This window comes from Rhodopirellula sp. J20-39, assembly GCF_057365095.1.
Window position 1 is genome coordinate 2671583 of sequence record NZ_CP195123.1, and the last position, 26044, is coordinate 2697626.

Genomic DNA, 26044 nt, shown 5'->3' on the forward strand with positions numbered 1-26044 from the left:
TGAGGCTCCCGCCGAACCATTCTCATTTCGTCGGAACAGTCCCACAGCGACGCTGTCGCTGAACCAGATTCCTGCCTCTCTAAACCCTCAGCCAAGCGGGAGGGTGAGGCTCCCGCCGAACCCCACAACCTTCACTCCCGAATCCCAAACGCTCGGATTCTCGATAACAACGTCGTGGGCCTTAGACCTAGCAATTCTGCGGCGCCATGACTGCCGTAGACTTTGCCACCAGACGCCTCTAACGCACGGCGAATATTGGCCGCCTCGAAGCTTCGTATCTCTTGATCGGTCAGCACCTGTTCGGTTGAGTCTTGCTCCGCTCGTGCAGTGCTGGATTGGACCGGGCCATTGGACGGCGTTACCCCGTAGGGTTGATTGGGCGGTGCGTTCCTGGGCAGATCAAATCGTAGCTTGCCATCGGTTGCGATGATGACGGCGCGTTCCAAAACGTGTTGCAATTCGCGGACGTTGCCCGGCCATGAATATCGCTGTAACGCCTGGACGTTCGCCAACGTCAGCTTCAGAGGTTTGCGACCCAGTTGGCGAGCGAAACGGCGAAGGAAATGCTCAGCCAACAACGGGATATCTTGAACTCGCTCTCGCAGCGGAGCCAGTTCGATAGGAAAGACACTCAGTCGGTAGAACAGGTCTTGTCGGAATCGTCCATCGGCGGCCTCTTGACGGAGGTTTCGATTCGTAGCGGCAATCACTCGCACATTCAGTCGCCGCGTTCGTTCCTCACCGATCCGTTCCAGTTCACCTTCTTGCAACACACGCAATAGCTTCGCCTGCAGATCGATGGGGATCTCCCCGATCTCATCAAGAAACAAGGTGCCACCATCGGCCAGTTCAAATCGTCCCGCCCGATCCCGCATCGCCCCCGTGAACGATCCTTTGGAATGACCAAAGAACTCGCTCTCATACAGTTCTCGCGGAACCGCAGCGCAATTCACTTTGATCAACGGACGCTCGGCCCGGTTGCTGCGGCGATGCAATTCTCGAGCGATGAGTTCTTTGCCTGTGCCGCTTTCACCGAGTATCAAGACAGACGATTCAGTCGGGGCAACCAAATCAATTTGCTGGCTGATCATCTGCAGTGCAGGGCTGGATCCGACCAGTTCGCCGAACGACGCGACGTCCACCTCTTCACGCAAGTATTCGTTCTCTTGTTCCAATCTCGCTTTAAGGCTCTCAATTTCATCAAGGGATCGAGCATTCGCGATTGCCGCCGCTAAGTGATCCGCGATCATCCGCAGCCATTCGCGACACGAAGATTCCATCGGCTTGCGGGAGAACAACGCAAGGACGCCGAGCGTTTCGTCGCGGTACCGTAGCGGAATCCCATAGAACGATCGGATGCCTTCATCATTTACCCAACCGGGGCGAACGATCCATTGCGAGTGGGTGGAAACGTCGTCGATCTGAACTGGTTGTCCCGAAGTTGCAATGTGGCCGATCTTGCGAACGTCCATCGGCATGCGACGAAAGTCACCGTTGGTTGCCTCCCAATGTTGGTCGTCGTCATGGCGAGCGTGGCCAAAGCTGGCAACCAGGTGCAGGCACTTTTCCCGATCGTGACACTCCGGTGCCATCGGGCAAATGGAGCAATCGTTTTCCGCCGGCGGGCGCACCAGCCAAATCCGAGCGAGGGCCACCTGTTCGTCTGGCGCCAGCAAACGAACGGCCAGCGGCAGTAGTTCCGGCAGTTGATGTTTCCCGGAAATGGACAGCAAGACTTCCTTGGGGTCTCCAAAGATTGCGTGTTTCTGAAGACTCATCTTAGCCACTCTGGTGCAACGAGAAATCGTGGTTTGGTCACGAGATTTCGATTGTCCACGATATTTCGTTGCAACGCAAATGCTACGCGGGTAGTTCATAAGCCTCTGCTGGTAAGGGACTTGCGTCTTGTTAGTGCGGTTTGGCACGAGAAATGGATAAGCAGTTCTCTCGCTGCAACTCCTGGCGATGTTGGAGCCTTCCACTTTTTGTTTTTGAAACCTTGTGACTGGAGAATCAAGTCATGTCCCGAATCGATCAACTTTCACCTGAAGCCGTCACTGGAACAACCGCGGATCTGTTTACCGCGATCAAAGCTAAGCTCGGCATGGTTCCCAACATGATGCGAGCGATTGGCAATTCGCCCGCCGCCCTGAACTCTTACTTGCAGTTCAGTGGCGGATTGGCCAGCGGATCCTTGTCGAACCCTCAGCGAGAAATGATTGCACTGGCCGTTGGCGAAGCGAACCAATGTGAGTATTGCTTGGCGGCGCATTCGGCACTCGGCAAGATGGCCGGGCTCAGTCCCGATCAAATTCGTGACGCTCGGAAAGGGGCGTCGGTCGACTCAAAGAATGACTTGCTGATCCGTTTTGCCCGCAAGTTGGTTAACGAGCGTGGTCACGTTTCAAACGATGACGTGCAAGAACTTCGTGACCATGGATTCACCGATGGGGATGTAGCGGAGATCGTGGCCAATGTCGCCCTGAACATCTTCACCAACTACTTCAATCATGTCGCTGAAACCGACATTGACTTCCCGGAAGCCGAGCGTCTGACTTGCAAGGTCGCTTAACACCAAGCGACCGCTTCATGCTCATCGGAGGGCTTCCTCCGTTGGGCATCTTTCACGGTTAAGCGTTGTTCAGTCAACGCTCTCTACGGCCATCGTTTCAGATTCGGTATTGAAAGCCGCTCGGGCGGTAGCCAATCGAAAATCGCGACTCATCCTTCATTCAAGCTCAATTCATCGTTCAAAGAACCAGGTATACGCAATATGATTACCGCACGATCGCTCGCACCGCCCTTCCGTTTCGAGACAGCCTTAGCCAAAGTGTGCGCGGCCGAAGACGCATGGAATTCCCAAGACCCACGACGCATCGCACAGGCGTACTCCGTTGATTCCGAGTGGCGTAATCGCGATCAATTCGTCCGCGGACGCGACCAGATTGAAGCGTTCCTTGCCCAAAAGTGGCAGCGGGAACTCGACTATCGACTCGCCAAATCGCTATGGGCGTTCACCGAAGACCGAATCGCCGTGCGATTCCAATATGAATACCGATTGGACAACGGCCAGTGGTATCGCGCTTACGGGAACGAAAACTGGGAATTCGACACCGATGGTTTGATGCGCCGTCGCGAAGCAAGCATTAACGATGTGACGATTGAATCCCGCGACCGCAAGTTCACATGGCCCTCGAAATCACCACGGCCCAAAGTTGGTTTCGAAATTGAAGACGTGGGATGACGGTCTAGTCGCGGCTAGCGGCCTGCACCTTAAGCAAGAATGCGTCGCTCGATCCGCGGTAGCAAGAACGCTTCCGCACCCACCAACTCCCTGCGTCGATTGTTTGAGACAACCCCAATGCGGTCGTGCTTTCCGATGATGCGTTTTCATCTCAATGTGATTTAAAATACGTCAAACTGCATGTGCTCGACCGCGGTCAGGTCGCTTTGGAAGTGGACCGGCAGCAGATGACAACCGAGATTTGACAATGATCATGCTTCATCACGTGCGTTAGATGCCCGGTGCAATCGATTGGTACTTCTCTGGATGCTTCGACGCTAAAATGACAAGTGAATACTCGCCGGTCGTCGGCGAGCGTTGCAAGCCAGACGCCATCGAGACACAAACACTACCATGCCCAAACCGAGCAAAATTGAACCGGTTCTGATTCGTCCAGAAGAATGGCTGAAGAGTTCCGAACCACCACGTGGATCGCAAGAAGGACATCATTTCGGAGTCGACTGTGTTGTGATTCGATACAGTACGGACGTGATTGGCGAAGGGCCCAATTTGCATGTGCATCCTTACGATGAAGTCTTCCATATCCTAGAAGGACGAGCGCTCTTCACAGTCGGCGACCGGCAATTCGAAGCGGAAGCCGGTTCGCTCGTGATTGGACCGGCCAACGTGCCTCACGCCTACAAGAATCTTGGGCCTGGTCGCTTGGACTCGGTGGATTTCCATCTCAGTCCGGAGTGGATTCAGTACGACCTGCCTTGCGATGAAAAATCATTAGGCACACCAAGGCTCTCGTGAAAGTTGAGTGATTCGAGCGTGTTGTTTTGTTCCGGAATCCAGCTCCCCTGCAATCTAGGGGAGAGAAGAATCTAGGGGCAAGCAGAATCCAGGGGCAAGGTGGGTTCAACCTATGGCAATCCAACTGCGACCGTTGGCCGTCCGGTCAGCCGCAATCAACCGTTGGCTTCGTCCGGCCTTTGGGTGCGACGTCTATCAAGATCGATCTTCCTGGAGCGAACATCGCGGTCGTCGACCCGGATCGTATTTCGGGGACTACAATTCCGTGTGAACCATTTTATCGAATAACATCTCCAACAGTTCGACCTTACGACTGGAGTTCGCCGCCAGTTGCTCACGGATTTGATCGATCGTTAACCACTGATGCCCCGAAACTTCGGCTGGATTACGGTTGATCGTTGTTTCTTCGGCGACCTTGCTGAGCGATCCATAATACGACTTCCCTTGCATCGGCCGGATCGAAAATTCAACGTCCCGGCTTCCTGGTCGTTCGGGGATCGACTTGCGGCCCAGCCAAACGGAACGGCGAAAGTGCATTTGGTTGCGGGAGATGCCCAGTTCGACGTCCAGGCACTGCACAGTTGCCTGCTCGATCGAAGCGTCGGGGGCGATTCCTTCCTGCGGCGGCATCCAGGCGTCCGGACTGGCGGCAGGCTGAACGAACAGGAACGCGTCTCGCTCAAGTGACTGAATCAGACAAATCACGACCGGGCGGTAGCCCAACAATCGTTCTCGCGTGGGGCGATCGTACGCCAGCTTCCCTGCAACCTTGATCCAATCAAGCATCGGCATCTTCCTTTCCAACCCAATGGAACTTATTCGCGGCCAGCGTCTGTTCGCCATCCCAGCGATACGCCACCAACTTACCACCCTTGGCGACGCTGTAGTCGGTGCAAGCAACGTTTCTTGCCAGTGGCACCGGAGTCCCGGTCAGCCAATAGTGGCCGACTAACACGGGTGGTTCATTGTCGGCATAGCCGGTCATCCCAACAACCGACTTTGAGTTGATCGGCGCATCGGGGACTTCATCGGATCCGAAGTGGTATCCGCGGTAGGTCCGCCCTGCTGGTTCTTCGTACCATTTCACTCGAACCGTGTCCCGCGAATGCCCGGCCTTATCAACGATCGACAAATCCGACGGCAGTTTCAGTTCCGGTCCTTTTAATACGTCCTCCACAGCCACATTCAAATCGCTTCCACTACGTTCCGATTCTTCTAAGAACTCAGGGGAAAAACGTCCGAGTGATTCAAGCGAACGATGGATTGCCGCAATCTGCGGTTTCCGCCAGGCTGCGTGAACCACACGAATCCCATCCAATTCGAGAGCCACTGGCAGAGTCTTAAACCAGTCGATCGCATCGGACAATTCCGTGTGCGATAACTGATCCAATGTCGCTTGGTGCTGCTTCCGATTCTTGGCCGAGTGAGGCCGGAACCATTCATTCCATTTTCCTGGATGCGGAGTATGGAACGCGATCGCGTTGTATTCATGGTTCCCCATCACTGCTAACGCGTCCCCGGCATCAACCATCGACCGAACGGTGGCAAGGACTTCGCCGATTGCCGGCCCGCGATCCACGAAGTCGCCCACAAAGACCACCTTCCGATCGGGGCGTCGGTAGCCATTGCCGTGTCGCTGGTACCCAAGGGAAACCAACAACCCCTTCAGTTCATCGGCATGACCGTGAATATCACCGATGATGTCGTAGCTAGACATGTTTGTCATGTAATTGTTGGAAGGGCCGACCAAGTTCGCATTCGCCCTTTGATTGTGAAGCGAATGAGTTTGGGAAATCTTTTTGGAACAGTTGTAATCCTTCGTCGATTCGGGCAATACCAGTCAAGGTGTTCCGGTGGGCTAAATCGCTCTCGCAAGAGTTTCAATCTCATCGTGGCACTTAAATCTTCGGGGATCCGCTCGGGATTCTTCGGGAATCGTGGCTTTTTTTCAAACGTGAATGCTCCGATCCCAGGTGTCCGAACACGAAGAAAGACGCTGCTGCATCGTCATCTTTCTCGCCGTTCTCCACGGGAACTGCGAGTGGGCTCGTTTCCTTTTCATGCCGTAACCCTTGACAAAACTCCTGTTAGCTGTATTGTGCAGGTACCTGGTTTGCGTCATCTGTGTTTCGGAAACTTGGAAAGACTCGCAAGCTTGTTCGCTACAACACATCTCATAGGAATCGACTCATGAATAAAATCATCGCTGCATTCTGCGTCCTGGTGCTGGCCGTGGGCGTTGCCAATGGGCAAACTCAGGTAGCCCCCGAAACCGCACTGAGGATGCTGAACGCTCAGCAACAGCAGTTCGAGAAGGGTGTGGTCAAAGTCGCCGACAATGTTTTCACTGCGGTTGGTTTTCACGGCGCAAACACATCCATGATCGTTGGTACCGACGGGGTCATCATCGTCGACACTCTTTTCGGACCTGCCAGTGCGTCCAAAGCAGCGGCAGCCTTTCGGCAATACAGTGACAAACCGGTCAAAGCGATCATCTATACTCACAGCCACGGCGATCACATCGGCGGAGCGGGTGCATTTGTCGGCGATGAGAAACCGGATGTCTACGCGACGGAAACGTTTGGTTCCGCCGAAGGCGTCAATAAAGCGGTTGATCCGGTGAAAGCGAAACGAAACATACGCCAGTTTGGTCGCAATCTTTCGCCGTCAGAGAGCACCAACCGAGGTGTCGCTCCGGCCAATACCGAAGACGGTGACCGTGGCAAAGGATTCCTTCCACCGACAATCACCGTTCCCAGCGATGGACTCAAGACAACGATCGCGGGCGTGGAAATTGAATTCCACAACGGACCAGGCGAAACCGGAGACGCCATGTTCATCTGGCTCCCGAAAGAAAAGGTGTTGCTCGCGGGCGACAACTTCTACAGTTCCTTTCCCAACCTGTACGCAATTCGCGGCACGGCCTATCGCGATGTGCTGAACTGGTCAGAGAGTGTTGCCAAGATGGCGGCTTTCAAACCACACGTTGTGATCCCTGGCCATACCATGCCGATTCAAGGTCAGGATGCCGCCACCACCGCACTGGCCGACTACAGCGAAGCAATCCGTAGTGTCTATGACCAAACTGTCCGTGGCATCAACGCTGGCAAAGGTCCGGATCAACTGGCACATGAAGTCAAGCTTCCCGCACACCTGAAAGACAAGCCGTACCTGCTTCAGTTCTATGGTTCGGTGCCGCATGCGGTACGAGCGATCTATGCTGGGCTGCTGGGCTGGTACGACGGAAACCCAACGACATTGAATCCGTTGGAACCCAAACTCAAGGCGAAGAAAATGGCTGAACTGGCAGGCGGCACGCAGAAGCTGACCGACCAGATGGAATCCGCTTTGGCGAAAGAAGAATTTCAGTGGGCTTTGGAACTTTCCGACCATGTGAAATGGCTGGAAGATGCCGACGTGAAACTCGCCCGCAAGGTCAAGATCACAGCTCTCCGGGCCCTCGCCGCGAGGGAGTACAACGCGCCCAATCGCAATTACTACCTCAGCTACGCCAACGAACTCGAATCGGGGCAGTTGAGCGAAGTGTGGTTTTAGGCTCGTGCTACAATGGGTTGTTTTCGGTAGGGAACGAAGCGGTAAGTCCAAACGCCGTTCTGCGAAGATTCGTAGCCGCGGGAATTCGTAGTCAGCGGGAAATCGTAGTCAGCGGGGAATCGTAATCGGCGAGGAATCGTAATCGGCGAGGAATCGTAGCCGGTCCGGGATTCGTAGCCTTGTCCATTACCATTCAACCTGAATATCGTGATTGATTGACTCCATGATCTGTTGTCGCACCCGAGCGATCTTGCCGTTCGCTTTCGTTGTCTGTCTTTGCACTGTCGCACCGGACGGTGCCGCGCAAGAGTCGGTGATGAAGCCAAGCTCAATCGTGGTCTTGGCTTCCGAAGCGGAATGGACTCCGCTGAACCCCGCCCGTGGCGACGCCAGTCCCCAAGCCGCCACTCTTTGGGGTGACCGAGCCGGGACCGAAGCGACTGGGTTCCTGGTTAAGTTCGTGGACGGGTTCTCTTCACCGCCGCATATTCACAACATTACCTATCGAGGCGTGGTGATCGGTGGCGGTGTTCACAACGATGATCCGGAAGCCGAGCCGATGTGGATGCCAGCGGGATCGTTTTGGACACAACCAGCCGGTGAGCCGCACATCACGGCCGCTCGCGGAACAACCACTGCGTACATCGAGATCGACGCCGGCCCGTATCTTGTCATGCCGACGGATCAGGCTTTCGACAAAGGTGAACGACCGGTCAACGTGGATGCATCCAACATCGTTTGGCTCGACGAAAATAGTACGACGTGGATCGAATCGTCTAACCCGTCAGCCATTGGCGGCAAGCCTCAGATCGCATTCTTGTGGGGCGACCCTCAATCAGATCAGCCCAACGGCACTTTGGTTAAGTTGCCCACTGGGTTCAGTGGAGTCTTCCGCAGCCACGATTCCATCTTTCGTGCGGTCGTAATTGAAGGAAACGTGAAGTACTCGTCGGACGAAAGTGCCGTCGAGACATCTCTAACCCCGGGCAGCTTTTTCGGCTCCCAAGCTGAGTTCTCGCATCGGCTCCTGAACGAAGGTGACACGGGCTGCATCCTCTATGTACGCAGCAACGGCAGGTTCGACGTCGTTTCGAAATAGATCGTTCACTCAAAAACTTGTGGTGGGCTCCCGCCTGGGCCCGCCTGGGAACGAGTGGTTCCACTCGGCAAACTTAGCCAAGCTGTTCGCTTCATCCGCGACCGCCTTCGCAACACGTCTCACAAATGCGATGGCACTTCGTGCATTGCAGCTTGCCACGAATGTCGATCAGGCTGCCGCCACAAACCGGACATGCCGGATCACAAGACGGCGTTGGATTGGGTTGAGTCGGTTGTTCATCAGAATCGTTCGGCATCGTTTCAAATTCCTCGTTATGCGTGATGTCCAGCCGTATCGTCCCAGAACATCAAACTTCCGAAAAGACGTCGCAATACGGTTGTAGATATTTTCGTTGTTCCGACCAGTCGGTGATTGCGAAGATCACGCGAGAAAACGCACCGGCGAAGTCACCTTCGAGTGCTACTTGAAAATCCTTGGCCGTTTGCAGTGGATCGTTCGTGAACACGCCGCACCACCAAGCTCCCAGAACAAGCGACTCGTAGCCGTAGGCTCGCGAGATCTCCAGCACACGATGAATCCGCTTGCGAAGCATCGGCTCCGCATCCAGCCGACCGATGGCCGGAGCGTACGGCGCCGCGCAGGTCAGGAAGCTGAGCGGCCAGGGCTGGTCGTGTTCCATTCCAGCATCATCGCGAAAGACAGGAACGTCCGGCGAAAGGATCGCCCAATCACTGGAGGCGGCCGGATCATGATCACGATGGAAGTCGTACATCGGATCGCCAAACAACGTCGCGTACAACGCACTGGATCGGCAAAGCGTTTCCTCTTGAGCGGTCGCACCACGTAGAAAACCGCCGCCCGGCTCAACCCCGTTAGCAAAGTTCACTGCCAACGGTCGAAGTCCAGCGTCAACCAAAGCACGCGATGCGGCGAGTGTTGTCTGGTTCGCAACCGTCACCCAAGTCCGCTCGTGTCCAGGCGCATGCGATTGTCGTTCACGATCCGGCAACACCGCGTCCGGCGGAATCGAAATCTTCGCTTCTTCAGCCGCCCTGATCTCCGCCGACCAATCCACCGTCCCATGGTCGGTCAGGTACTCGCCCAGGTCGATGGCTTCCAGAGCCGACCGCCCAAGCGATTCCGCGATCTCATACCGGATCGCCAGCACACGCTGGTTCTGACGAGCCAACTCATCCGAGTCGACACAGTCAGTGAATCGCAGGTTACTCATCATGTCTCCCAACCATAGCCTCGATCACCCGAATCCCATTCTCCATCTTATTCCGAGCAGACACGTTCGCCGAACGAACTTTCATCGCTGGCGGCACGAAGTCGAGCAGCGCACCTGGAATCCATCAAAGAAGGCAAGCGCCGAGTCATTCGAAGCAATCCAGTCGTCCGGTGATATTTCGAGCAACGGAGAAAATATTTTGAATGCCTTTGTCGACATACATTGTATGACAACAAGGAGCGTCTATGCCCGTCAGCCACATGTCGCGGACAATCACGATCTTAAGCGGATTGTCAGGGGCTTGAAACGCTTTTCGAGTCGCTTCTTCTGTCGCTTGGTAAAGACGTGTTGCAGGATATCGGTTTTAGCCGTCGCCGAACCGGTCATGGTGATACGAATGACGCCATCTTCGTGGCTGTCGCCGACTTCCTTGCCTTCGTCGTTCTTGATCTTAGTGCCAGCCCAGTCCGGACGTAGCTTGATGATCTCGGCGAACAGAACTTGTGAGCGGCAAGGCGCTAGCCGCCGGTTCGTCGCCCCTACTTTCCGCGATCCATCCGCTCCTGCGCATCCAAAATGTAAATCACGACCTGTTCCAAATCCTCGTCCGAATCAATGAACTGAATATCGCCACCTTTCGTCCAAACTTTTTCGTTTTGAATCGGATGCTCACCTTGTCGTAGAACACGAGTCGCATTCGCTTTAAGCTGATCGCGAACTCTTTTTACACCGTCGGCAATGCGGTATCTCTGATTGCCAGTCTTTGGAATCACGGTAACTGCGACGTGAATATGGTTAGACCGCGCCGATACGGCGTGAAGTTCCCAGCCACGATGTGCGGCATGTTCGCGAATAACTTCCTCCACAGCGTCCCGATGTTCAGGTGAAAGCAACACAGCCTTCTCTTTCATCCGCCCCTTGCACCAGTCCTCAAGGACCGGTTGCGGCTGTTGTTCACCCTTCTTCCGTTTCATCCAACCACGAGAATCGCCCGGCAACCATGAACCGTAGGTGGTCCATGTGATGAATAGCGTGACGGCGTCGTTGAAATCGTTCGGCATGTCAATATCTTACTGGACGCAACAAACCGGCGGCTAGCGCCTTGCCGCTCACTGAGCCTGCAAACCGGCAGCTAACGCCTTGCCGCTCACTAGGGCAGTAGTTGGGTGTTCCGGTGAAGTCAATGAACGACGCGTTCGGCAATGCATCTCGCATGTGTTTGGCGTAACCAAAGACGTACTTCGCACCGGTGGCTTCGCCGAAGGTCACAAAATGTGAGCGGCAAGGCGCTAGCCGCCGGTACGTAGGTTGCGCAGCGTCCGCGGACGGCGTCCTCGTCGGAATCGGCAGCCGCGATCACGGTGACGCGGACGGCTTCTCGAACACCGTGAAACTGATGTTAACCAGCGATCTTTTTGATCAGCAAGTCGCCATCGTCTTCAAACAGGAGGAAGCACCGCATGTAATCCAGAAACAACTCGGCAAACCTGTTAGCCGCAAGGCGCTAGCCGCGGGTTCGTTGCCAGACGTTTCAACTCACCACCACCTGGCCGGCGGCTAGCGCCTTGCCGCTCACTGAGCCTGACAAACCGGCGGCTAGCGCCTTGCCGCTCACTGAGCCTGACAAACCGGTAGCTAGCGCCTTGCCGCTCATATCGGAGAGGATGGGGACTCGCTTCCACGCGTGAAAGGTGCTGACAATTTGAGTGGTGTCTTTGTCGATGAAGAGCACTTCGCCCGTCCGGCCGCGGCACGCGGCTCCTCGGCTTCGCATTTGTTTCGTTTTGGACAGGAACCGGATGCAGGCCGGACTTTGAGTGTTGGTAAAGAGCTGGCCGGTCAAGGCGATCATGCATTCGACTACGTCCGCTTTGATGACGCCAGAGCGTATCTCGCCTTCGCCCTTGGTGTTACTGCTCATCGAGCCATCGGCCAGCTTCTGAGGCGGATGGTCATGTTGTGGGCGCGGATCGCCTGTGAGCGGCAAGCCGCTAGCCGCCGGTCTGGTTGCGTTTGTACCGACGGCTAGCGTCTTGTCGCTCACGAACACAGGCGGATTGGCTATCTCGTAGTCGGCTCGCACCATGTGCCCGACAAGCAGTGTTACCCAAACGATCGAGTGGCATACCGTAGTGCATCCCCATTTCCACCTGCTCACGCTCTGCCCCCAACGAACAGAATGCCCAGCAACCATGTTGCCGGTTATTAGGTTAGCTCAAAGTTGTACCAGATCGTTCGTGCTCAAAAAATCCGGTTGGCGGAAAAACGATTTTCGATAGTGACATCGTTCCAGTGCATGACTGACTCGAGAATATTGACTCTAACAGTGTTTCTTCGTCGGAAATGACGTATCAGTCGCGTGTTAGTTTGGTTCTCTTTATGTGTAGTTCATGGTGAACGCCGGTGGTTACCGGATACTGAACCGGAATTATGGGGGCGTTGCTTGGTACACCGTGTTTCGTGCTGCCGATAGGAATTGGTGCGCTGAAACACAGGCAGGCAACGGCGGAGTGAAGATCTAATTTGAAACAGGGCTGTTTCTATTCCGTTGGGCAACGATCACTCAACCAGCGTGGGTGGGAGCATGGTTCCGTCTTCTTGATAGTTGAGGTCGAAGACTTGGCAGCCGATCTCGTTGTTGACTTCATCGTGCTCGAGGATGATGGAGTCGTAAACGGTTGGCTGCGGCGTTAGCACCTCGCCCTTTTCGCGACTGGCGATGTTGCCTAGACCTGGCAGTTTGGGTGGATTCTTGTCGAGCACCTTGATGGTAGGACTGACATATGAAACCGGGGCCAAGCGAAGGATGTGGTTTCGGTAGGCGATACTTTCAGGGTGGTCAGGGAAAATCCGGTCTTCAAAACCGTCGGGAACGATGGTGCCTTGGTGGAATTGCAAATCCGAGATAAGGATTTCGCTGCCGATGTAAGTGGATTCGAAACCGTCGCCCATCAGGATGTCCTTCCCCGGGCCGCCGACCATACTGACTTGATCGACGCCTTCGCTGCTCAGGATGTCGAAGCCTTCGGCTCCATAGAGCATGAACTTGACTCGATCAAAAAGGTAGAGCGGCGGACCGTCTGAGCTATCAGTGCTCACCGAAATCCAGTCGTTGCCGCCGCCACCGGAGATGATGATCATGAAACCGATGTTGGGATTTGGATTCATGGATGTTTCCTCGCCGTAGGGATCCAGCGGGAGGTCATTCTCGCGAAGTCGTTCGACGTCTTCTTCGTTCACCCAAAAGCGAATCGAGTTGTCATCAATCTCGATCGTGATCTTATCGTCACCGGGGGTCCCAACAAGAACGAAGTTGGTGCCCATCCAATCTTCGATGAGTTCGATGTCATCGGCGTCATCCGATTCGGGAGGTAGCAAATCGGAGAGGGAGGCTAAGTCCTGTGCTTGAAGCGGCATCGCTACCGCGAACAGGAGACCAAAAACAAGTAGGCAAGCACCGAAGGGTATTGGGGTACGCATGGCAGATTCCTCATTCGATCGACTGATTGGTAGAACGTGGGGTACTGGCTAACACAGCGTACGAAGAATGGAATTGTTACAGGGAATCTTGGTGGGAATTCGATAGCGAGGTTGTTCCTGGGTAACCGCCAGGGCCTGTCGGATTTACGAGTGGTGTGTGGAAAATTGCTTTGATTGTGGTCGGACGCTCCGCGGCCGAGGTTGGGTCGGGGGGCCGACCGCGGAGCGTTCGGCCACAATCTTTGACATAAGCTGGGGGCGTGTTTGTTTGGAAGGTTTGCTTGGGGCCCAAGCAAACAGGTTGAGCTCATCTTCGAACTTGGTTGCTTCGTGTCTTGAAGGGAGTTGGAAAGCGAGGTTTTTTCTGGGGATCCGCCAGGGCCAGTCGGATTTACGTGTGGTGTGTGGGAAATTGCTTTGATTGTGGTTGGACGCTCCGCAGCCGAGGTTGGGTCGGGGGGCCGACCGCGGAGCGTTCGGCCACAATCTTTGACATAAGCTGGGGGCGTGTTTGTTTGGTAGGTTTACTTGGGGCCCAAGCAAACAGGTTAAGCTCATCTTCGAACTTGGTTGCTTCGTGTCTTGAAAGGAGTTGGATAGCGAGGTTGTTTCTGGGGATCCGCCAGGGCCTGTCGGATCTACGTGTGGTGTGTGGAAAATTGCTTTGATTGTGGTCGGACGCTCCGCGGCCGAGGTTGGGTTGAGGTACCGACCGCGGAGCGTTCGGCCACAATCGGTGGGTTGGCGGGCGGCCATTCTCACCTGCGTGCGATCTCGGAAAGATGATGGCCGGCCTGCATTTTGAGCTAGCCCGGCGATGTCAGTTAGATCGAGTTGGACTTTATTGCCCACGGACATTGTTTGACGATGCCGGCATGGCGGACTAGCGATCTGCGAGTTTGGATCGGCATCGATCGCCGCTGGCAGAAGCGGTCGTTCGTATGAATTTGTCCGGTGGTCCACGCGTTTTGCTCAGCTTCCTGGGTCAGCTCGCTGCCCTTATTGATCAGCCGCAGCTAAGGCTGCTTGCGGATCCGCGTGAATGCCATCACGTGAAGTGATGCGTTCGAAGTCACCTCTTAATGCCTTCAATGCATAACGTTCCTCGTTGATTTCCGCCGATGTTCGAAAACCCATTCGGCGCAACACAGGCAATGGTGGACACCATCCTTGCAGAGCGTGTTGGAAGAGGAATCCGGTGACCAGTCCAGGCAGAATTAGCCATTTGCGGTCAACCGTCGCTGCCATCACGATGCCAGAAAAAGCGAGAGCCGAAGCGTTGCATTCCAAGGCACGCTCGACGTCCCACTCGTGATCCAGTTCGCGTAAACGCTCGGCGATCTCTTGTGGCGGTCTGGTCGATAATCGAGCAACGCGACGTCTCGTTTGCTCGGCAATCCTCTCATTGATCGCGTCACAGGTATGGCTTTCGACACGGTGATTGGTTCGTGGCAACATCGTTATCTCCTTTTAGGTGTGTAAAGTTCAAAATCGTGATGATGCAAACGTAGGACCAATGACGAACCGCCTTTGAAACGGCATAAGAGGTGCATGTAATGTGGCAAGCCAAATTCGGCTGACCGTCGAAGTGTTTTCGTCGCTTCGACTGGATTGTCCCCACCAAGAAGGAATGGAAGATGTCAGTCAACAAAAAGAGCCAAGAAGAAACACGAGAAGATCTTCGAAATGAAGACGCCATCACAGGCGAACCTGGATCGCATCCGGTTGGCGCGGGACTGGGAACAGCACTGGGCGGTGCGGCAGCGGGTGCTGCCGCTGGCGCGGTTGCGGGGCCAGTAGGAACGGTAGCCGGAGCCATTGTGGGCGGCGTTGCTGGCGGGCTGGCCGGGAAGGCAGTTGCCGAGAGTATCGACCCGACGGTAGAAGTCGCGTATTGGGAACAGGAACACCGCAACCGTCCGTATTTCAACGAGTCTTACCAGTACGAACAGTACCGACCTGCCTATCAAGCCGGCTGGGAAGCGTATGACGCCGATGCCAATGATGAGTGGACGACACGCGAAGCAATTGCCCGTGAGCGTTGGGAGAATGAAGGCGGTGCTGAACACATGTCATGGGAAGAAGCCCGACCTGCGGCAATGGATGCTTACACACGCGTGCACACTCGGACGGTGAAGCCACGTTAAGGCTTGTGAGATACGTGCTGTGGTGTCGACGATCCACCGCCGCACGCAGCCGTGGCTAGCATTGCTTAAGCCGGTCAAGTCTTGATCGTGGATAATCGCCGTGCCCTTCGCTGCTTGGTTCATTACTCCCTTGGGCAAGCGGTGGCCACCGTCGCCACCGCTTGTGACGTTTAGGAAGCTGTCGATCGTATTCGACCTCACAAACCGGCATCGAGCGAATTTCGGTGTGCTGATGGACATGTAAATGCCTGTAATGGACGGCACACTGCCGCCAAGACCGTTTGTGATAGTAGGTCGCCAACAGTGCCTAATTGCTGGATGCAAGGACTTCCTAACGGAGCCGCTCGATAAGCGATCGCGGCTTGAAATGGTTGCCAAGTACGCCGCGTAGTAGATAGCTAGATGATCAGTGAAACGTTAGAAATCCGTTGGTTCGGCGATGATTTGGTGAGTCCAATCGCAACCCAGGATTGGCAATCGGAAACTCGAACAGATTGGTATGCGCCGGTCAGTACCGCGACATCGAGTGTTAAAGTGCGAGGCGGTTCGTCGTTGGTCGAATCGAAGTTCTTGCTGGATGAGAAGGTCGCGTCTGTTGGAGGAATCTTCGATTCGTTTGTCCAACGTTGGAGCAAGCACTCCGTTGAGGTTGTGGAATCGGAGCAGCGCGAACTGAATTCCTTGGTTGAGCAACGCTGGTTGCCGGCTCAAAAGAAGCGATCACTCGCTTACTTCCAGCGAACCACGACTGGCGGTTTTCGAGAGGTTAACGAGGACGCGGCTGATCGTATTCAAGTTGAGGTTTGCCGAGTCGTTGTGCTGGGGATGACGACGCAAACCATTGCGGTCGAAACAAAATCGACGTCGGAACCGCTTGAGTTACTGGCGTTTTTGCCCGTGATATTCCAGCGACTTCAGATCGACGCCCAGGTCCTGGATGCCAGTTGCTCGTATCCCGGATTTCTCAAAAGGTGTGCTTCATAGCCACTGCTGGCAAGTACCAATCACATCAGCTTGAGTTTCGGCAAGATCGCTCGAAATCGAGTCTCGTCGATCGTTAATTTGCCGGCTGATATAAACCTCGGCCCACGCCGTTGGGATGACCAGCGATTCGATTCGGGCTCATATGCGAGTACTCCTGAGAGTTCGACAGATGGTGTTTTGTAGCTGAAGCCGTTGGTGCATCGAACGCGTTTGATGCCGCTTTCAATATCGTCGATATAGACGAGGTTCGCCTTGAACGATCGGCGTTCAGCTTGAGCGGATTTGATACCGGGCGTGCTTCGGATGTGGATGGCAATCTTGAGTTTTTGACTGTCGAGAATCTTCAACGTTTCTAATTTCAGGGAAAAGACGCCTGTGCTTTCCCGCTTGCTTTTCGGCGAATGCAAATTGCGAGTCTTCGGTACACCGGTTGCTGATGACGGGATGATCTTCAACCCCGTTAACCACCTCACTTGATAGGGAGTAACCCATGTCCATGAAAAACCTAGCCGATGCGTTTTATGACGAGCTTCGCGATGTTCTAAGTGCCGAAAAGCAACTAGTCAAAGCCTTGCCGAAGATGGCCAAAAAGGCCTCGTGCGAAAAGCTGACTGCTGCGTTGGAAGAGCACCTGTCCGAAACAGAAAAACAGGTCGAACGTGTCGAGAAAGCATTCGAAGACACCGGCAAATCGGCTCGTGCGAAAACCTGCGAAGCAATGAAGGGCCTGATTACCGAAGCCGAAGACATGCTAAAAGAAGATGCAGAACCGGCTGTTCGAGACGCCCTGATTATCGCTTGCAGTCAAAAGGTCGAGCACTACGAAATTGCGACCTATGGAACGCTCTGCACCTGGGCCGAATCGCTCGGGTACGACAACGCGCTGAAGTTGTTGGAGCAGAACATTGACGAAGAAGAGTCGGCTGACAAGAAGCTTTCCGAACTTGCGAAGGCAATCAGCAAGGATGCTCTGTCGGTTGGATAATCCTCGACTGTGAACGTACAGGACTTTGCCAGTGAACGTGTACCGGAAGTTGCGAAGACGTTCGGTTCATTGTCCTCGGCAAGACCTACCCGCCGGGCATTCTCGGATGCCTGGCGTTCTTTCTAATTTCTAGCGAGTGCATCCTTGACGACCGCTCAAGTTTCGACCCTTTGCGATTCCTGGTGGATGAAGAACCGTCCCATTCGCCAGCAGTTCAGTCGCCTTGAGGGCGAACAATCAACCGAAATCCTTGTCATCGGTGGTGGCATCACCGGTCTTAGTACCGCGATCGAACTTGCCGAACGTGGGCACAAAGTTATCGTCTGCGAAGCGGAAGCGATTGGTGCGGGGACGACTGCGGGCAGTAGTGCTCATCTCGACGCACATCCTGAAATGGGACCTCGCAAATTGATCAATGCTCTTGGAAAAGAGAACGCTTCGACTTACACGTCTTTGCGATTGGCGGCGATCGACTTGATCGAAAAACGATCGTCGGGACAAGCTGGATTTGTTCGTGTTCCGGCGTACCAATACAGCGAAAGCCAAGATGATGCGTCGGCACTACGCGAGGAATGCGAAGCCGCCAGGGAGTTAGGGTTAGCCGCAGCTTGGTGCGATGATATTCCGATTCACCGGGCTGCATGCGGTTACAAAATCGATCACATGGCAAAGTTCGATTGCCGTAGCTATTTGGATCGTTTGGTAGAGATCGCCATCGATCTAGGCGTAACGATTTTCGAGCGAACGCTGGTGTCCGGTCCGAGCGAAAAACACGAGACATCGCTAAAAGCGGGCGACGGCGAGATTGCTTTCGAACAGGTTGTTTGTGCAACGCACTGCAGTTTCATACAGGGGAAATTGCTGTATGCCGCTACTCCACCATACCAATCGTATTTGTTGGTGGCGAAGGTTCGTCGCTTACCGCCGGATGCGCTGTTCTGGGATAACTCGGATCCCTATTACTATGTTCGCCGGGTTGGCGACGAATCGCAATCACTGGTTCTTGCGGGAGGCTGTGATCACCGTACGGGAATGCAAGATTCAATCGAAGCCTTCGATTGCCTTGAACACTGGGTTCATCAGCGTTTCGAGGTCCAGCAGATCGATTATCGCTGGAGTGCGGAACTGTTCGAGCCAACGGATGGTTTACCCATGGTCGGACTGGGGCCCGGCTATGAGAACGTTTGGGTGGCGACCGGTCTAAGCGGCATTGGGTTGACGTTGGGAACCGCTGCTGCATCCATGATTTCCGATGGGATCGAGGGCAAGGCATTTGCGTTGGAAAAGCAGTTCTCTCCTAGCCGCCTCGGATTATCGAAAGATTGGCTAGCAGAGCAAACGGCTGCTGCTTCCAGCGTAGCCGAACGGGTTTTGCCAGCGGCTGAGATTAACGCGAGTCAACTTGGTCATGGGGAAGGCGGGGTGGGCGAAGTGGATGGTAATCATGTGGCGGTTTGCCGTGACGAAGCTAATTGCATTCATAGGCTCAATCCAGTTTGTCCCCACATGGGCGGCGTTGTTCATTGGAATGAAGCGGAGCAAACGTGGGATTGTCCCTTGCACGGAGGCCGCTTCTCTGCCGCGGGGAAACGCATCTACGGACCACCTGAGTCCGACCTCCAAACAAAGTGAACTTCGATCGTTCCTTAACTAGCCAACGACTTACCGTTTAGCCGTCAAACTTCACAAAGGAAATTTTCATCATGACAAGTACAGCCAACGAAACGATTCAACTCGTCGATCCTCGCACGCGTTTCCCCGCTCCACCGTTCGATCGGCAATCGAAGGTTGACGTTCCGGGGCACATTTCCCAAATGGTCCCGGCACCGGACCACGGTGAAGAATCTTATCGCGGATCTGGAAAGTTGAAGGGGCTGTCGGCACTGATCACTGGCGGTGATAGTGGGATCGGGCGAGCGGTAGCTTTGTGTTATGCCAGGGAAGGTGCGAACGTGGCGATCAATTACCTATCGGAGAACGAGGATGCTCAGGACACGCTTGCATTGATAAAGGAAACCGGTGTGAAGGCGGTAGCGATCGAAGGTGATTTGAGAGAAGAATCGCTTTGCAAAGATTTGATTGCACAATCCGTTGATCAACTTGGGGCATTAGACATCCTGGTCAACAACGCTGCCTATCAGCAGACCCGCGATGACATCGATGAGTTTTCGACGGAGGTGTTTGATCGAGTTTTTAAGACCAATGTTTACGCAACTTTTTGGCTGTCCAAATTTGCGATGGAACATCTACCTTCCGGCGGTAGCATCATCAATACGGTTTCCATCCAAAGTTACGAACCCGGCGGGTATTTGTTGCCCTACGCTGCGAGCAAGTCCGCCTTGGCGGGAATGACGAAGGCATTGGCGAAACTTGCCATCGAACATGGTGTGCGTGTTAATGCGGTTGCACCCGGTCCGGTTTGGACGCCGCTGATCCCAAGTACAATGCCGATGGAGAAGATCCAATCGTTCGGTGAGAATACCGTTTTCGAGCGTCCAGCTCAGCCGGTTGAATTGGCTCCGCTCTATGTTTGGTTGGCCAGTCCGGATGCGAGTTACGTCACCGCCGAAGTGTTTGGCTGCACTGGTGGGCGTTCACCGGTGTAGATCAACGGTGGGAAGTTGTTGCTGCATAGCCAGATGCGGACTGTTGGGGCATCGGACAATTGTCGTTCGCCAATTCAGTGATTTCTCGTGTGGTTCCTTGTCGAACCGTTCTTCCTTACTGGCGCAAGATTCTGGCGTTAGCCGGACCAGGGCCGGTGCCTGCGAAACATGAGTTGAACTTGAAAGCAGACATTAACGGATCGCCTTGATTAATTCGTTGGAGGGTCGAACGTCTGCTTTCAATACGCGTTCCATCAATTGGAGTGCATCGTCGGAGCGTTCCTGAGTATTGGCGGCGACGCAATCCGACGGGATCGCAATTTCAAAGTCGCGCATATACGCATCATTGGCGGTGAACAAAACGCAGATGTCTGTCGCGACACCGGTGATGACTAGCTGCCGAACCTCTAGGTGCTTCAAAAGAACGTCCAGCGTGGTTGCGTAGAATGCCGAGTGCTTGGGTTTGAGGACGAAATAGTCGTCGTCGCGGGGCCTGAGCGACTCGACGATCTGTTTTCCCCGTACGTCGTCATGTAAGCAATGTTCGACCAACGCTCGGAAATCCGACTTCCAGCGTCCAAAGTTGTCGTTGGCGAAGATGATCGGTAGATCAGCTTCAACGAAATAGTCCCTCAATTTGCTAAGTCGCTCCGCCATCGGTTTGGCGAAGTTCAGTAGATCTTCGCCGTCGTCAAACTCCAGGTCATTGATCACGTCGATGATCAACAGTGCGACTTCCCCGTGATCCGGCACGCTTCCGTGAAGCGACGATTTCTGTTTGTCTTTTTGTTCAGCCATCAAATTCACGCTCTAGGTAAAAGAAGACGGTAGGGAACGCTTCATTGCAACGGCATCGTGATGTTACCGTTTGGCATCTTGTCCCTCCTGAACCAATCGGTCGCACATGAGCACTGCTACGTACTGCTCGCGATCGGCGATTATCGTGATCTCATAGATCTGTATAGTCGCCGATCGGTGGTGTCACCGTGCTTTGCTAACGTGGGGCGGGGCCGTATTCGGCCCGACGGTCTAGGCCCTAAGGAGAGATTCCAACTCTCACGATCGACTAGCTTCTCGCTCGATAGCCGTATCCATGGCGAATGTAAGCTCGATCGGCTTCGTAATCGCCGTCGTATTCACTACGCAACCGGGTGTCGATATCGTCATTCCACTCGGGATGATCGGAGCCATAGCGGCGTTGTGACGTGTAGCCAAATCGAAAAGCCTGCTCCCGATTTTCGAAAGCATCGTCGGATCCGGCCATCTGTTTCAAGGTGTCATCGACATCTTGGTTCATATCGCGAGCGGAATCAGAGCCAAAGTCTGATTTGGTTTGTTCCCAATCGTTGGCGAAAGCCTTTTTGATCCGTTCCCAAGTGCTCAAGTCTTCATCGGTGTAGTTGTATGGTTTGGTAGCCATCTGAGTTCCCTTCTTTTTGACGGTGTGAAAACACGCTTCTGATACGAAGCAATATCGAGCCAATAGGGGAAGCAAATCGCGGGCCAGCAGTGGTTGCCCGACCCTCATTCAATCGGATGGGCAGTGGTGCATGTTATTTGTTGCCAAAGCGAGACACCTCGCCGGCGAAAGTTGCAACCCGTTGGCACAGGAATCGCTCCACTGATGCTCCTGAATTGCTCCATAAGAGATCACTGGGGTGCGCCGCGGAAGTCGTGTGTTTCTGCCGCGAAGTTGTGCTCCTAGCTTTTGCCAAGTTGAATGAAGACAAGCCGGAGAATAGCCATGGCCGAGTGGACTGATAAAGACGAACGTCAGTATGAGCACGTCAAAGAAAGCGTGCTTGAACAAGGCAAGTCAGATGAGAAGGCTAAAGAAATTGCCGCTCGGACGGTGAACAAGCATCGTCGCGAAGAGGGACGTACGCCGAATCGTAAAACGCAGGGAACAGGAAACCCGAATACATCGCTCGAAGATCGCACTGTTGAAGAGCTTCAAAACATCGCTTCGGATATGGAAATCAGTGGCCGTAGCAAAATGAAAAAGGCAGAACTCATCGAGGCGATTCGAACGAAGAGGTCGTAAGTCACACAAGCGGTCCAAAGGAAGTGATCATGAGCAGCGATGAACCAGGCGTGCTCAATCGTTTGAGAAATGACCTGTTAACCGCAGTCGTTGCCGGTGCGGTCGTTGCCGCTTAGATCGCCAGTCGTCATTCGCGTTAGGAAACTTCGGTGACGCCGAAGCTCGCCGAATACTGGAAGCGATCTTTCCAACCAGCCGTCTGTTTAATTCCGCGTTTCTAACGGTCTCGGCCACGGTGCTTGCCTTGATGTTGACCATGATCGGAATGGACCAGACGGACGAAATTCCTGTTGGGATAAGGAGCGCGGGTCTATCGGCAATCGTTGCAATGGCCGCGAAGCAGGATTTCCGTCACTTCGCCAATCTTGCCGCTCTCTCGCTGGCTTCCCGCGGTCAATTTCACGTCGTTCAAGCAAGACACGGTGCCGCAATCGACGCATAGGAAGTGCGGGTGAGCCGATTGGTCGTGCTCCCCCTCCGCGATTGCTTCGAATCGCCAAACGTGATCACCCAATTCGGTCCGACGGAGCAGACCGGAGTCGGTCATGTCGTTCAAGTTGCGAAACGCAGTCGCTTTGTCCACGCCGCTGGCGGCCAGTTGCTCAGCGACATCCGCGTGGGTCAGAGGTGCCTTTGCCTCCCGGAGCATGACGAGTGTGGCGATTCTCGCAGGAGTTGCTCGCAACCCAGCATCACGAATGGCCTGCTTGATAGCTTCGATTGACTCAGACGACTTGCTCACAGAGGTGACCTAAAAGAAATGAACCTGACCAGGATTCGACGACGATCCTGCAGCATATCAATTTGCAATGCTTTTGCAAATCCATAACTTCGGCAGGCATCACCATGCGGGGCATGTGGTTGTCCCCGGGATTGCTGCTTCCCCGAGCTTCCCAGCGACCCATTCGCTCTTTCCCACAATCCTCACTGGAGATGCTTATGCACAAGAGCTGCAATAGAGGTTGACAGCCAGACGCTCACTTTCTTTAATGCATAAGACTTGCATCTGCATGCAAGGTGTTTAGAAGTGCTTCCCGACAGAAAATTAGGTGTCTTTTCCTTTCCCGGCACTGGAAAGAGACGCCCCAACGACCATGATGGAGCCTGAACGATGAGCGATGTCCCGTATGAACCCGCGAGCGAGTTGCCGCTTAGCATTGCAGAGACCGTTTCTCTTTCGACTTGGCGTGACTGGGTCGGAATCATTGCCTCGATCGGGTGTGCGATTCATTGTGCGGCGATGCCGTTTGTGATCGCATTTTTGCCAGCACTGGGGCTCAGCTTCCTGGCGGACGAATCGTTTCATCAGTGGATGGTCCTGGTTTGCTTCTTGATCGCGATCGCGGCTTTCGTGCCTGGCTTCCGGAAGCATCGCCGGATGACACCGATCGCAATCGCCAGCGTGGGACTGGTGCTGATCACCAGTGCCGCATTTGGCCTGGCCGGCGACTGCTGTGCAGCCTGTGAGACATCCACCATCGCGGCAACAGATACCGCCGTTTGCACCGAGGCGTGTTGCGAGCATTGCGCCACCGCAGGAACCGAGACCGACGCGGAAATTCTTGCGGTAAGCGAAAGTCAGATGGAGGATTCGAGCCTGCAAGCCTTCATCGCACCCTTTGCATTTTGGATCACACCCCTGGGCGGGCTTCTGCTGGTTTGCGCTCACTTACTGAATCGACGATACGGATGCCTCTGCGGTTGCTGCGAACCGGTGATGCAAACTGCCTGACCCGCGAGTGAATTCGCGACCTGCGCTACTGTCCGAAATTGCTGTCGGGACAAAGGTGCGGATTGGCTCTACATCAACAAGCTGAATGAGTTTTTATTCTTGCTGCAACTGAGTTGCAATGAGCGGTAATCACACACATGAGACCGGAACACCAAGTGGCATAGGCTTCTAGCCTGTGAAGCACCAACACAAGCTGGAAGCCTATGCCACTCCCCATCCAACCACCCTCTCGATAATTCAATGAACCAAACCGATCCCAATACGCCCCAAGCTGAACGTCTTCCTGTTACCGTGCTTTCCGGATTCCTCGGAGCCGGCAAGACGACACTGCTCAACCACATCCTGACCAATCGAGACGGATTGCGAGTCGCGGTGATCGTCAACGACATGAGCGAGGTCAACATCGACGCGGCGCTGGTCAAATCGGGCGACGCGAATCTATCTCGCACCGAGGAACAGCTCGTCGAGATGTCCAACGGCTGCATCTGCTGCACGCTTCGCGAAGACTTGCTCATCGAAGTTCGCCGATTGGCTCGCGATGGCCGCTTTGATTATCTGCTGATCGAATCCACTGGTATCTCCGAACCGATGCCGGTCGCGGAGACATTCACTTTCGAAGACGAAGAGGGCGAGAGTCTGTCGCTGGTCGCGGAACTGGACACAATGGTGACCGTGGTCGACGCAGGCAACTTCATGAAAGACTTCGGTTCCTGGGATGATCTCACCGACCGACGGTTGGGATTGAGCGAAGAGGACACTCGCAACATTGTGGACTTGTTGGTCGATCAAGTTGAATTCGCCAACGTCATCCTCGTCAACAAAACCGATTTGATCTCGCCGTATGAACTGGAGCAGCTCACACGGATTCTGCGTCAACTCAACGCTGAAGCCAAAATTCTGACCACGACGGAAAGCCGTGTTGAGCTATCCGAAATCATGGGCACCGGGCTCTATTCTCTGAGTGAATCCGAGACGCAGCCAGGGTGGTTGGAGGTGCCTCGTGGGGAAGAGGAAACCGAGACCGAAGAATACGGCATCTCGAATTTCGTTTATCGAGCCCATCGCCCGTTTCATCCCAAGCGATTGACGAACGCTCTGGATGCTGACATGGAAGAAGGTTTGTTCACCGGAGTGCTTCGCAGCAAAGGATTGATGTGGATCGCGTCGCGACACGACTGGGCCTACGACTGGTCACAAGCCGGTTGCTCGATCCGAATGAACCCAGCCGGTTTCTGGTGGGCGGCCGCACCGGAAGACGAATGGCCGGATGATTCCGAGTCCATTGCAGAGATTCGAGCGAAATTCGTCGGCGAACACGGCGATCGCCATCAAGAATTGGTCTTCATCGGAAATGGCATGGATGAAGCCGACATTCGCGCACGATTGGATGCCTGCCTCTTAACCGATCAAGAGTATCAGCTCGGCCCCGACGGTTGGCTGAGGTTTGAGGACACGCTGCCATCGATCGAAATGGAAGAAGAGCAAGTATCGCGTTAGCCGACTTGAGTGTGCCTTGCCCGTCGCGTGTGCGGTGACTAGCTACCGGTCCGACCAAGCCTGGTTGGTGGCCGCCACGCGGCGGGACACTTTTTCAATTACCGGAACAGCGTATCAACCGAGAGTTTGATTTCGCAGTCGTCGCTGACACGAAAAGCGACCGAACCGCTCACGTCTTCGGTTTGATAGCCACCATCCTCTTGGCGTCGATCTAGAATGACCGTTTTGTCTTGCGGATCAACGATGAGGTAGGCTGCGATCCCATGCTGATGATAGAGACGCCGCTTGTAACCCAAGTCGTTTTTTCGCGTCGACTCCGAAAGCACTTCGACAGCGACTGCGGGAGCCTCCTCCAGATGCCTTTCAGGTGGATCCCCGCAGACAACCATCACGTCCGGTCGCACAACGGTATCGTCACTGACGATCCAATCGAGCTCCACGACCGCTCTAGCGTCGCAACCCGCATCTTGAATCGCGTTTCGAAGCAATCCTGCAAGTTCGGTCAACGCAAGCTGGTGTCGACCAAACGGGCTGGGGCTCATCGCGATCGCAATCCCCTCCCACAATTCCCAGTCACCCTTCCAGTGCTGATAGTCGTTGACCGTGTAATGCGGTGAAGACTCGAAAGCACTCGACATATTTGATCCCTGGTAAATGCGTCCCTTCAAGCGGGCGGCTGATACG

Annotated in this window: 30 protein-coding genes; 14 read left to right on the forward strand and 16 right to left on the reverse strand. The window is 54.5% G+C overall.

Features of this window, described 5'->3' with window-relative positions:
* Nucleotides 1–131 precede the first annotated feature (131 nt).
* Nucleotides 132–1778 (reverse strand): sigma-54-dependent Fis family transcriptional regulator, encoded by a 1647-nt coding sequence (locus ACR3ZL_RS09690; RefSeq protein ID WP_486173412.1) that lies wholly within the window; start codon nucleotides 1776–1778, stop codon nucleotides 132–134.
* Between the two features lie 242 nt (nucleotides 1779–2020).
* Here ACR3ZL_RS09690 and ACR3ZL_RS09695 point away from each other — a divergent pair, with 242 nt between their 5' ends.
* The 3 genes from ACR3ZL_RS09695 to ACR3ZL_RS09705 all read left to right on the forward strand — a co-directional run bounded on the left by ACR3ZL_RS09695 (nucleotide 2021) and on the right by ACR3ZL_RS09705 (nucleotide 4039).
* Nucleotides 2021–2572: a carboxymuconolactone decarboxylase family protein gene (locus tag ACR3ZL_RS09695; RefSeq protein WP_473653324.1), complete on the forward strand. Its 552-nt coding sequence runs from the start codon at nucleotides 2021–2023 to the stop codon at nucleotides 2570–2572.
* A 201-nt stretch (nucleotides 2573–2773) separates the two neighbouring features.
* Nucleotides 2774–3244, forward strand: coding sequence for a DUF1348 family protein (locus ACR3ZL_RS09700; protein ID WP_486173413.1), 471 nt, complete (start codon nucleotides 2774–2776; stop codon nucleotides 3242–3244).
* A 393-nt stretch (nucleotides 3245–3637) separates the two neighbouring features.
* Nucleotides 3638–4039, forward strand: a complete 402-nt coding sequence (locus ACR3ZL_RS09705) for a cupin domain-containing protein (protein WP_473653322.1) — start codon at nucleotides 3638–3640, stop codon at nucleotides 4037–4039.
* Between the two features lie 255 nt (nucleotides 4040–4294).
* Here ACR3ZL_RS09705 and ACR3ZL_RS09710 read toward each other — a convergent pair whose 3' ends face one another.
* The gene (locus ACR3ZL_RS09710; RefSeq protein WP_473653321.1) at nucleotides 4295–4825 is read right to left on the reverse strand and encodes an NUDIX domain-containing protein; all 531 of its coding nucleotides are present in this window, start codon (nucleotides 4823–4825) and stop codon (nucleotides 4295–4297) included.
* Nucleotides 4818–5756, reverse strand: a complete 939-nt coding sequence (locus ACR3ZL_RS09715; protein ID WP_486173414.1) for a metallophosphoesterase — start codon at nucleotides 5754–5756, stop codon at nucleotides 4818–4820. The genes ACR3ZL_RS09710 and ACR3ZL_RS09715 overlap by 8 nt, the downstream gene beginning before the upstream one ends.
* Nucleotides 5757–6229: 473 nt before the next feature.
* Between ACR3ZL_RS09715 and ACR3ZL_RS09720 the strand changes: the two genes are divergently transcribed.
* On the forward strand, nucleotides 6230–7594 hold the full coding sequence (locus ACR3ZL_RS09720) for an alkyl sulfatase dimerization domain-containing protein (RefSeq protein WP_473653319.1): 1365 nt from the start codon (nucleotides 6230–6232) through the stop codon (nucleotides 7592–7594).
* A gap of 223 nt (nucleotides 7595–7817) precedes the next feature.
* Nucleotides 7818–8693 carry a DUF4437 domain-containing protein gene (locus ACR3ZL_RS09725; RefSeq protein WP_473653318.1) on the forward strand — a complete coding sequence of 292 codons (876 nt, stop codon included), beginning with the start codon at nucleotides 7818–7820 and terminating at the stop codon, nucleotides 8691–8693.
* Nucleotides 8694–8784: 91 nt separating this feature from the next.
* On the opposite strand, the gene ACR3ZL_RS09730 is transcribed toward ACR3ZL_RS09725, so the two are convergent.
* The 5 genes from ACR3ZL_RS09730 to ACR3ZL_RS09750 all read right to left on the reverse strand — a co-directional run bounded on the left by ACR3ZL_RS09730 (nucleotide 8785) and on the right by ACR3ZL_RS09750 (nucleotide 11154).
* On the reverse strand, nucleotides 8785–8949 hold the full coding sequence (locus ACR3ZL_RS09730; RefSeq protein ID WP_473653317.1) for a hypothetical protein: 165 nt from the start codon (nucleotides 8947–8949) through the stop codon (nucleotides 8785–8787).
* 51 nt (nucleotides 8950–9000) lie between these two features.
* Entirely contained in the window at nucleotides 9001–9888 is an 888-nt protein-coding gene (locus ACR3ZL_RS09735; RefSeq protein ID WP_473653316.1) for a TIGR02452 family protein, read from the reverse strand.
* A 142-nt stretch (nucleotides 9889–10030) separates the two neighbouring features.
* Nucleotides 10031–10147 carry a hypothetical protein gene (locus ACR3ZL_RS09740; protein ID WP_473653590.1) on the reverse strand — a complete coding sequence of 39 codons (117 nt, stop codon included), beginning with the start codon at nucleotides 10145–10147 and terminating at the stop codon, nucleotides 10031–10033.
* A gap of 277 nt (nucleotides 10148–10424) precedes the next feature.
* Entirely contained in the window at nucleotides 10425–10946 is a 522-nt protein-coding gene (locus ACR3ZL_RS09745; protein WP_473653315.1) for a transposase, read from the reverse strand.
* A 1-nt stretch (nucleotide 10947) separates the two neighbouring features.
* Nucleotides 10948–11154, reverse strand: coding sequence for a hypothetical protein (locus ACR3ZL_RS09750; RefSeq protein WP_473653600.1), 207 nt, complete (start codon nucleotides 11152–11154; stop codon nucleotides 10948–10950).
* A 118-nt stretch (nucleotides 11155–11272) separates the two neighbouring features.
* Between ACR3ZL_RS09750 and ACR3ZL_RS09755 the strand changes: the two genes are divergently transcribed.
* On the forward strand, nucleotides 11273–11446 hold the full coding sequence (locus tag ACR3ZL_RS09755) for a hypothetical protein (RefSeq protein ID WP_473653599.1): 174 nt from the start codon (nucleotides 11273–11275) through the stop codon (nucleotides 11444–11446).
* On the opposite strand, the gene ACR3ZL_RS09760 is transcribed toward ACR3ZL_RS09755, so the two are convergent.
* The 3 genes from ACR3ZL_RS09760 to ACR3ZL_RS09770 form a co-directional block, all read right to left on the reverse strand.
* A complete protein-coding gene (locus tag ACR3ZL_RS09760; protein ID WP_473653314.1) occupies nucleotides 11417–12043 on the reverse strand; it encodes an N-6 DNA methylase in 627 nt (208 codons plus the stop codon). The two genes, ACR3ZL_RS09755 and ACR3ZL_RS09760, sit on opposite strands and share 30 nt — an antisense overlap.
* 401 nt (nucleotides 12044–12444) lie before the next feature.
* Entirely contained in the window at nucleotides 12445–13365 is a 921-nt protein-coding gene (locus ACR3ZL_RS09765; RefSeq protein ID WP_473653313.1) for a hypothetical protein, read from the reverse strand.
* 999 nt (nucleotides 13366–14364) lie between these two features.
* Nucleotides 14365–14823, reverse strand: coding sequence for a hypothetical protein (locus ACR3ZL_RS09770; protein WP_473653312.1), 459 nt, complete (start codon nucleotides 14821–14823; stop codon nucleotides 14365–14367).
* Between the two features lie 179 nt (nucleotides 14824–15002).
* Here ACR3ZL_RS09770 and ACR3ZL_RS09775 point away from each other — a divergent pair, with 179 nt between their 5' ends.
* Complete coding sequence (locus tag ACR3ZL_RS09775) at nucleotides 15003–15512, forward strand: hypothetical protein (RefSeq protein WP_473653311.1); 510 nt, start codon at nucleotides 15003–15005, stop codon at nucleotides 15510–15512.
* Nucleotides 15513–15914: 402 nt separating this feature from the next.
* On the forward strand, nucleotides 15915–16496 hold the full coding sequence (locus tag ACR3ZL_RS09780) for a hypothetical protein (protein WP_473653310.1): 582 nt from the start codon (nucleotides 15915–15917) through the stop codon (nucleotides 16494–16496).
* Between the two features lie 20 nt (nucleotides 16497–16516).
* On the opposite strand, the gene ACR3ZL_RS09785 is transcribed toward ACR3ZL_RS09780, so the two are convergent.
* Entirely contained in the window at nucleotides 16517–16843 is a 327-nt protein-coding gene (locus ACR3ZL_RS09785; protein ID WP_473653309.1) for a hypothetical protein, read from the reverse strand.
* A 143-nt stretch (nucleotides 16844–16986) separates the two neighbouring features.
* Between ACR3ZL_RS09785 and ACR3ZL_RS09790 the strand changes: the two genes are divergently transcribed.
* The 3 genes from ACR3ZL_RS09790 (at nucleotide 16987) to ACR3ZL_RS09800 (ending at nucleotide 20087) form a co-directional block, all read left to right on the forward strand.
* Nucleotides 16987–17481 carry a YciE/YciF ferroxidase family protein gene (locus ACR3ZL_RS09790; RefSeq protein ID WP_473653308.1) on the forward strand — a complete coding sequence of 165 codons (495 nt, stop codon included), beginning with the start codon at nucleotides 16987–16989 and terminating at the stop codon, nucleotides 17479–17481.
* Nucleotides 17482–17667: 186 nt separating this feature from the next.
* The gene (locus tag ACR3ZL_RS09795; protein WP_473653307.1) at nucleotides 17668–19113 is read left to right on the forward strand and encodes an FAD-dependent oxidoreductase; all 1446 of its coding nucleotides are present in this window, start codon (nucleotides 17668–17670) and stop codon (nucleotides 19111–19113) included.
* A gap of 71 nt (nucleotides 19114–19184) precedes the next feature.
* Nucleotides 19185–20087, forward strand: coding sequence for an SDR family oxidoreductase (locus ACR3ZL_RS09800; RefSeq protein WP_473653306.1), 903 nt, complete (start codon nucleotides 19185–19187; stop codon nucleotides 20085–20087).
* A 192-nt stretch (nucleotides 20088–20279) separates the two neighbouring features.
* Here ACR3ZL_RS09800 and ACR3ZL_RS09805 read toward each other — a convergent pair whose 3' ends face one another.
* Both ACR3ZL_RS09805 and ACR3ZL_RS09810 read right to left on the reverse strand, forming a co-directional pair.
* Nucleotides 20280–20885: a cysteine hydrolase family protein gene (locus ACR3ZL_RS09805; protein ID WP_473653305.1), complete on the reverse strand. Its 606-nt coding sequence runs from the start codon at nucleotides 20883–20885 to the stop codon at nucleotides 20280–20282.
* A 268-nt stretch (nucleotides 20886–21153) separates the two neighbouring features.
* A complete protein-coding gene (locus ACR3ZL_RS09810; RefSeq protein WP_473653304.1) occupies nucleotides 21154–21507 on the reverse strand; it encodes a hypothetical protein in 354 nt (117 codons plus the stop codon).
* Between the two features lie 324 nt (nucleotides 21508–21831).
* Between ACR3ZL_RS09810 and ACR3ZL_RS09815 the strand changes: the two genes are divergently transcribed.
* The gene (locus ACR3ZL_RS09815) at nucleotides 21832–22131 is read left to right on the forward strand and encodes a Rho termination factor N-terminal domain-containing protein (protein ID WP_473653303.1); all 300 of its coding nucleotides are present in this window, start codon (nucleotides 21832–21834) and stop codon (nucleotides 22129–22131) included.
* 310 nt (nucleotides 22132–22441) lie between these two features.
* On the opposite strand, the gene ACR3ZL_RS09820 is transcribed toward ACR3ZL_RS09815, so the two are convergent.
* Nucleotides 22442–22873, reverse strand: coding sequence for a Fur family transcriptional regulator (locus ACR3ZL_RS09820; protein ID WP_473653302.1), 432 nt, complete (start codon nucleotides 22871–22873; stop codon nucleotides 22442–22444).
* A 369-nt stretch (nucleotides 22874–23242) separates the two neighbouring features.
* Here ACR3ZL_RS09820 and ACR3ZL_RS09825 point away from each other — a divergent pair, with 369 nt between their 5' ends.
* Together ACR3ZL_RS09825 and zigA are read left to right on the forward strand one after the other, a co-directional pair.
* A complete protein-coding gene (locus tag ACR3ZL_RS09825; protein WP_473653301.1) occupies nucleotides 23243–23863 on the forward strand; it encodes a MerC domain-containing protein in 621 nt (206 codons plus the stop codon).
* Nucleotides 23864–24103: 240 nt separating this feature from the next.
* Nucleotides 24104–25360, forward strand: a complete 1257-nt coding sequence (gene zigA / locus ACR3ZL_RS09830; RefSeq protein ID WP_473653300.1) for a zinc metallochaperone GTPase ZigA — start codon at nucleotides 24104–24106, stop codon at nucleotides 25358–25360.
* Nucleotides 25361–25458: 98 nt separating this feature from the next.
* Here zigA and ACR3ZL_RS09835 read toward each other — a convergent pair whose 3' ends face one another.
* Nucleotides 25459–25998 carry a Uma2 family endonuclease gene (locus ACR3ZL_RS09835; protein ID WP_473653299.1) on the reverse strand — a complete coding sequence of 180 codons (540 nt, stop codon included), beginning with the start codon at nucleotides 25996–25998 and terminating at the stop codon, nucleotides 25459–25461.
* Between the last annotated feature and the right edge of the window lie 46 nt (nucleotides 25999–26044).

What these genes read in the sequence shown, in the direction of transcription:
- ACR3ZL_RS09695 (WP_473653324.1), top strand. Translation starts at nt 2,021, where the DNA reads ATGTCCCGAATCGATCAACTTTCACCTGAAGCCGTCACTGGAACAACC.
- ACR3ZL_RS09735 (WP_473653316.1), bottom strand. Translation starts at nt 9,888, where the DNA reads ATGATGAGTAACCTGCGATTCACTGACTGTGTCGACTCGGATGAGTTG.
- ACR3ZL_RS09780 (WP_473653310.1), top strand. Translation starts at nt 15,915, where the DNA reads ATGATCAGTGAAACGTTAGAAATCCGTTGGTTCGGCGATGATTTGGTG.
- ACR3ZL_RS09745 (WP_473653315.1), bottom strand. Translation starts at nt 10,946, where the DNA reads ATGCCGAACGATTTCAACGACGCCGTCACGCTATTCATCACATGGACC.
- ACR3ZL_RS09810 (WP_473653304.1), bottom strand. Translation starts at nt 21,507, where the DNA reads ATGGCTACCAAACCATACAACTACACCGATGAAGACTTGAGCACTTGG.
- ACR3ZL_RS09775 (WP_473653311.1), top strand. Translation starts at nt 15,003, where the DNA reads ATGTCAGTCAACAAAAAGAGCCAAGAAGAAACACGAGAAGATCTTCGA.
- ACR3ZL_RS09835 (WP_473653299.1), bottom strand. Translation starts at nt 25,998, where the DNA reads ATGTCGAGTGCTTTCGAGTCTTCACCGCATTACACGGTCAACGACTAT.
- ACR3ZL_RS09800 (WP_473653306.1), top strand. Translation starts at nt 19,185, where the DNA reads ATGACAAGTACAGCCAACGAAACGATTCAACTCGTCGATCCTCGCACG.
- ACR3ZL_RS09715 (WP_486173414.1), bottom strand. Translation starts at nt 5,756, where the DNA reads ATGTCTAGCTACGACATCATCGGTGATATTCACGGTCATGCCGATGAA.
- zigA (WP_473653300.1), top strand. Translation starts at nt 24,104, where the DNA reads ATGAACCAAACCGATCCCAATACGCCCCAAGCTGAACGTCTTCCTGTT.
- ACR3ZL_RS09790 (WP_473653308.1), top strand. Translation starts at nt 16,987, where the DNA reads ATGTCCATGAAAAACCTAGCCGATGCGTTTTATGACGAGCTTCGCGAT.
- ACR3ZL_RS09730 (WP_473653317.1), bottom strand. Translation starts at nt 8,949, where the DNA reads ATGCCGAACGATTCTGATGAACAACCGACTCAACCCAATCCAACGCCG.
- ACR3ZL_RS09805 (WP_473653305.1), bottom strand. Translation starts at nt 20,885, where the DNA reads ATGGCTGAACAAAAAGACAAACAGAAATCGTCGCTTCACGGAAGCGTG.
- ACR3ZL_RS09825 (WP_473653301.1), top strand. Translation starts at nt 23,243, where the DNA reads ATGAGCGATGTCCCGTATGAACCCGCGAGCGAGTTGCCGCTTAGCATT.
- ACR3ZL_RS09765 (WP_473653313.1), bottom strand. Translation starts at nt 13,365, where the DNA reads ATGCGTACCCCAATACCCTTCGGTGCTTGCCTACTTGTTTTTGGTCTC.
- ACR3ZL_RS09815 (WP_473653303.1), top strand. Translation starts at nt 21,832, where the DNA reads ATGGCCGAGTGGACTGATAAAGACGAACGTCAGTATGAGCACGTCAAA.
- ACR3ZL_RS09720 (WP_473653319.1), top strand. Translation starts at nt 6,230, where the DNA reads ATGAATAAAATCATCGCTGCATTCTGCGTCCTGGTGCTGGCCGTGGGC.
- ACR3ZL_RS09740 (WP_473653590.1), bottom strand. Translation starts at nt 10,147, where the DNA reads ATGTGGCTGACGGGCATAGACGCTCCTTGTTGTCATACAATGTATGTC.
- ACR3ZL_RS09690 (WP_486173412.1), bottom strand. Translation starts at nt 1,778, where the DNA reads ATGAGTCTTCAGAAACACGCAATCTTTGGAGACCCCAAGGAAGTCTTG.
- ACR3ZL_RS09710 (WP_473653321.1), bottom strand. Translation starts at nt 4,825, where the DNA reads ATGCTTGATTGGATCAAGGTTGCAGGGAAGCTGGCGTACGATCGCCCC.
- ACR3ZL_RS09770 (WP_473653312.1), bottom strand. Translation starts at nt 14,823, where the DNA reads ATGTTGCCACGAACCAATCACCGTGTCGAAAGCCATACCTGTGACGCG.
- ACR3ZL_RS09725 (WP_473653318.1), top strand. Translation starts at nt 7,818, where the DNA reads ATGATCTGTTGTCGCACCCGAGCGATCTTGCCGTTCGCTTTCGTTGTC.
- ACR3ZL_RS09795 (WP_473653307.1), top strand. Translation starts at nt 17,668, where the DNA reads ATGAAGAACCGTCCCATTCGCCAGCAGTTCAGTCGCCTTGAGGGCGAA.
- ACR3ZL_RS09700 (WP_486173413.1), top strand. Translation starts at nt 2,774, where the DNA reads ATGATTACCGCACGATCGCTCGCACCGCCCTTCCGTTTCGAGACAGCC.
- ACR3ZL_RS09705 (WP_473653322.1), top strand. Translation starts at nt 3,638, where the DNA reads ATGCCCAAACCGAGCAAAATTGAACCGGTTCTGATTCGTCCAGAAGAA.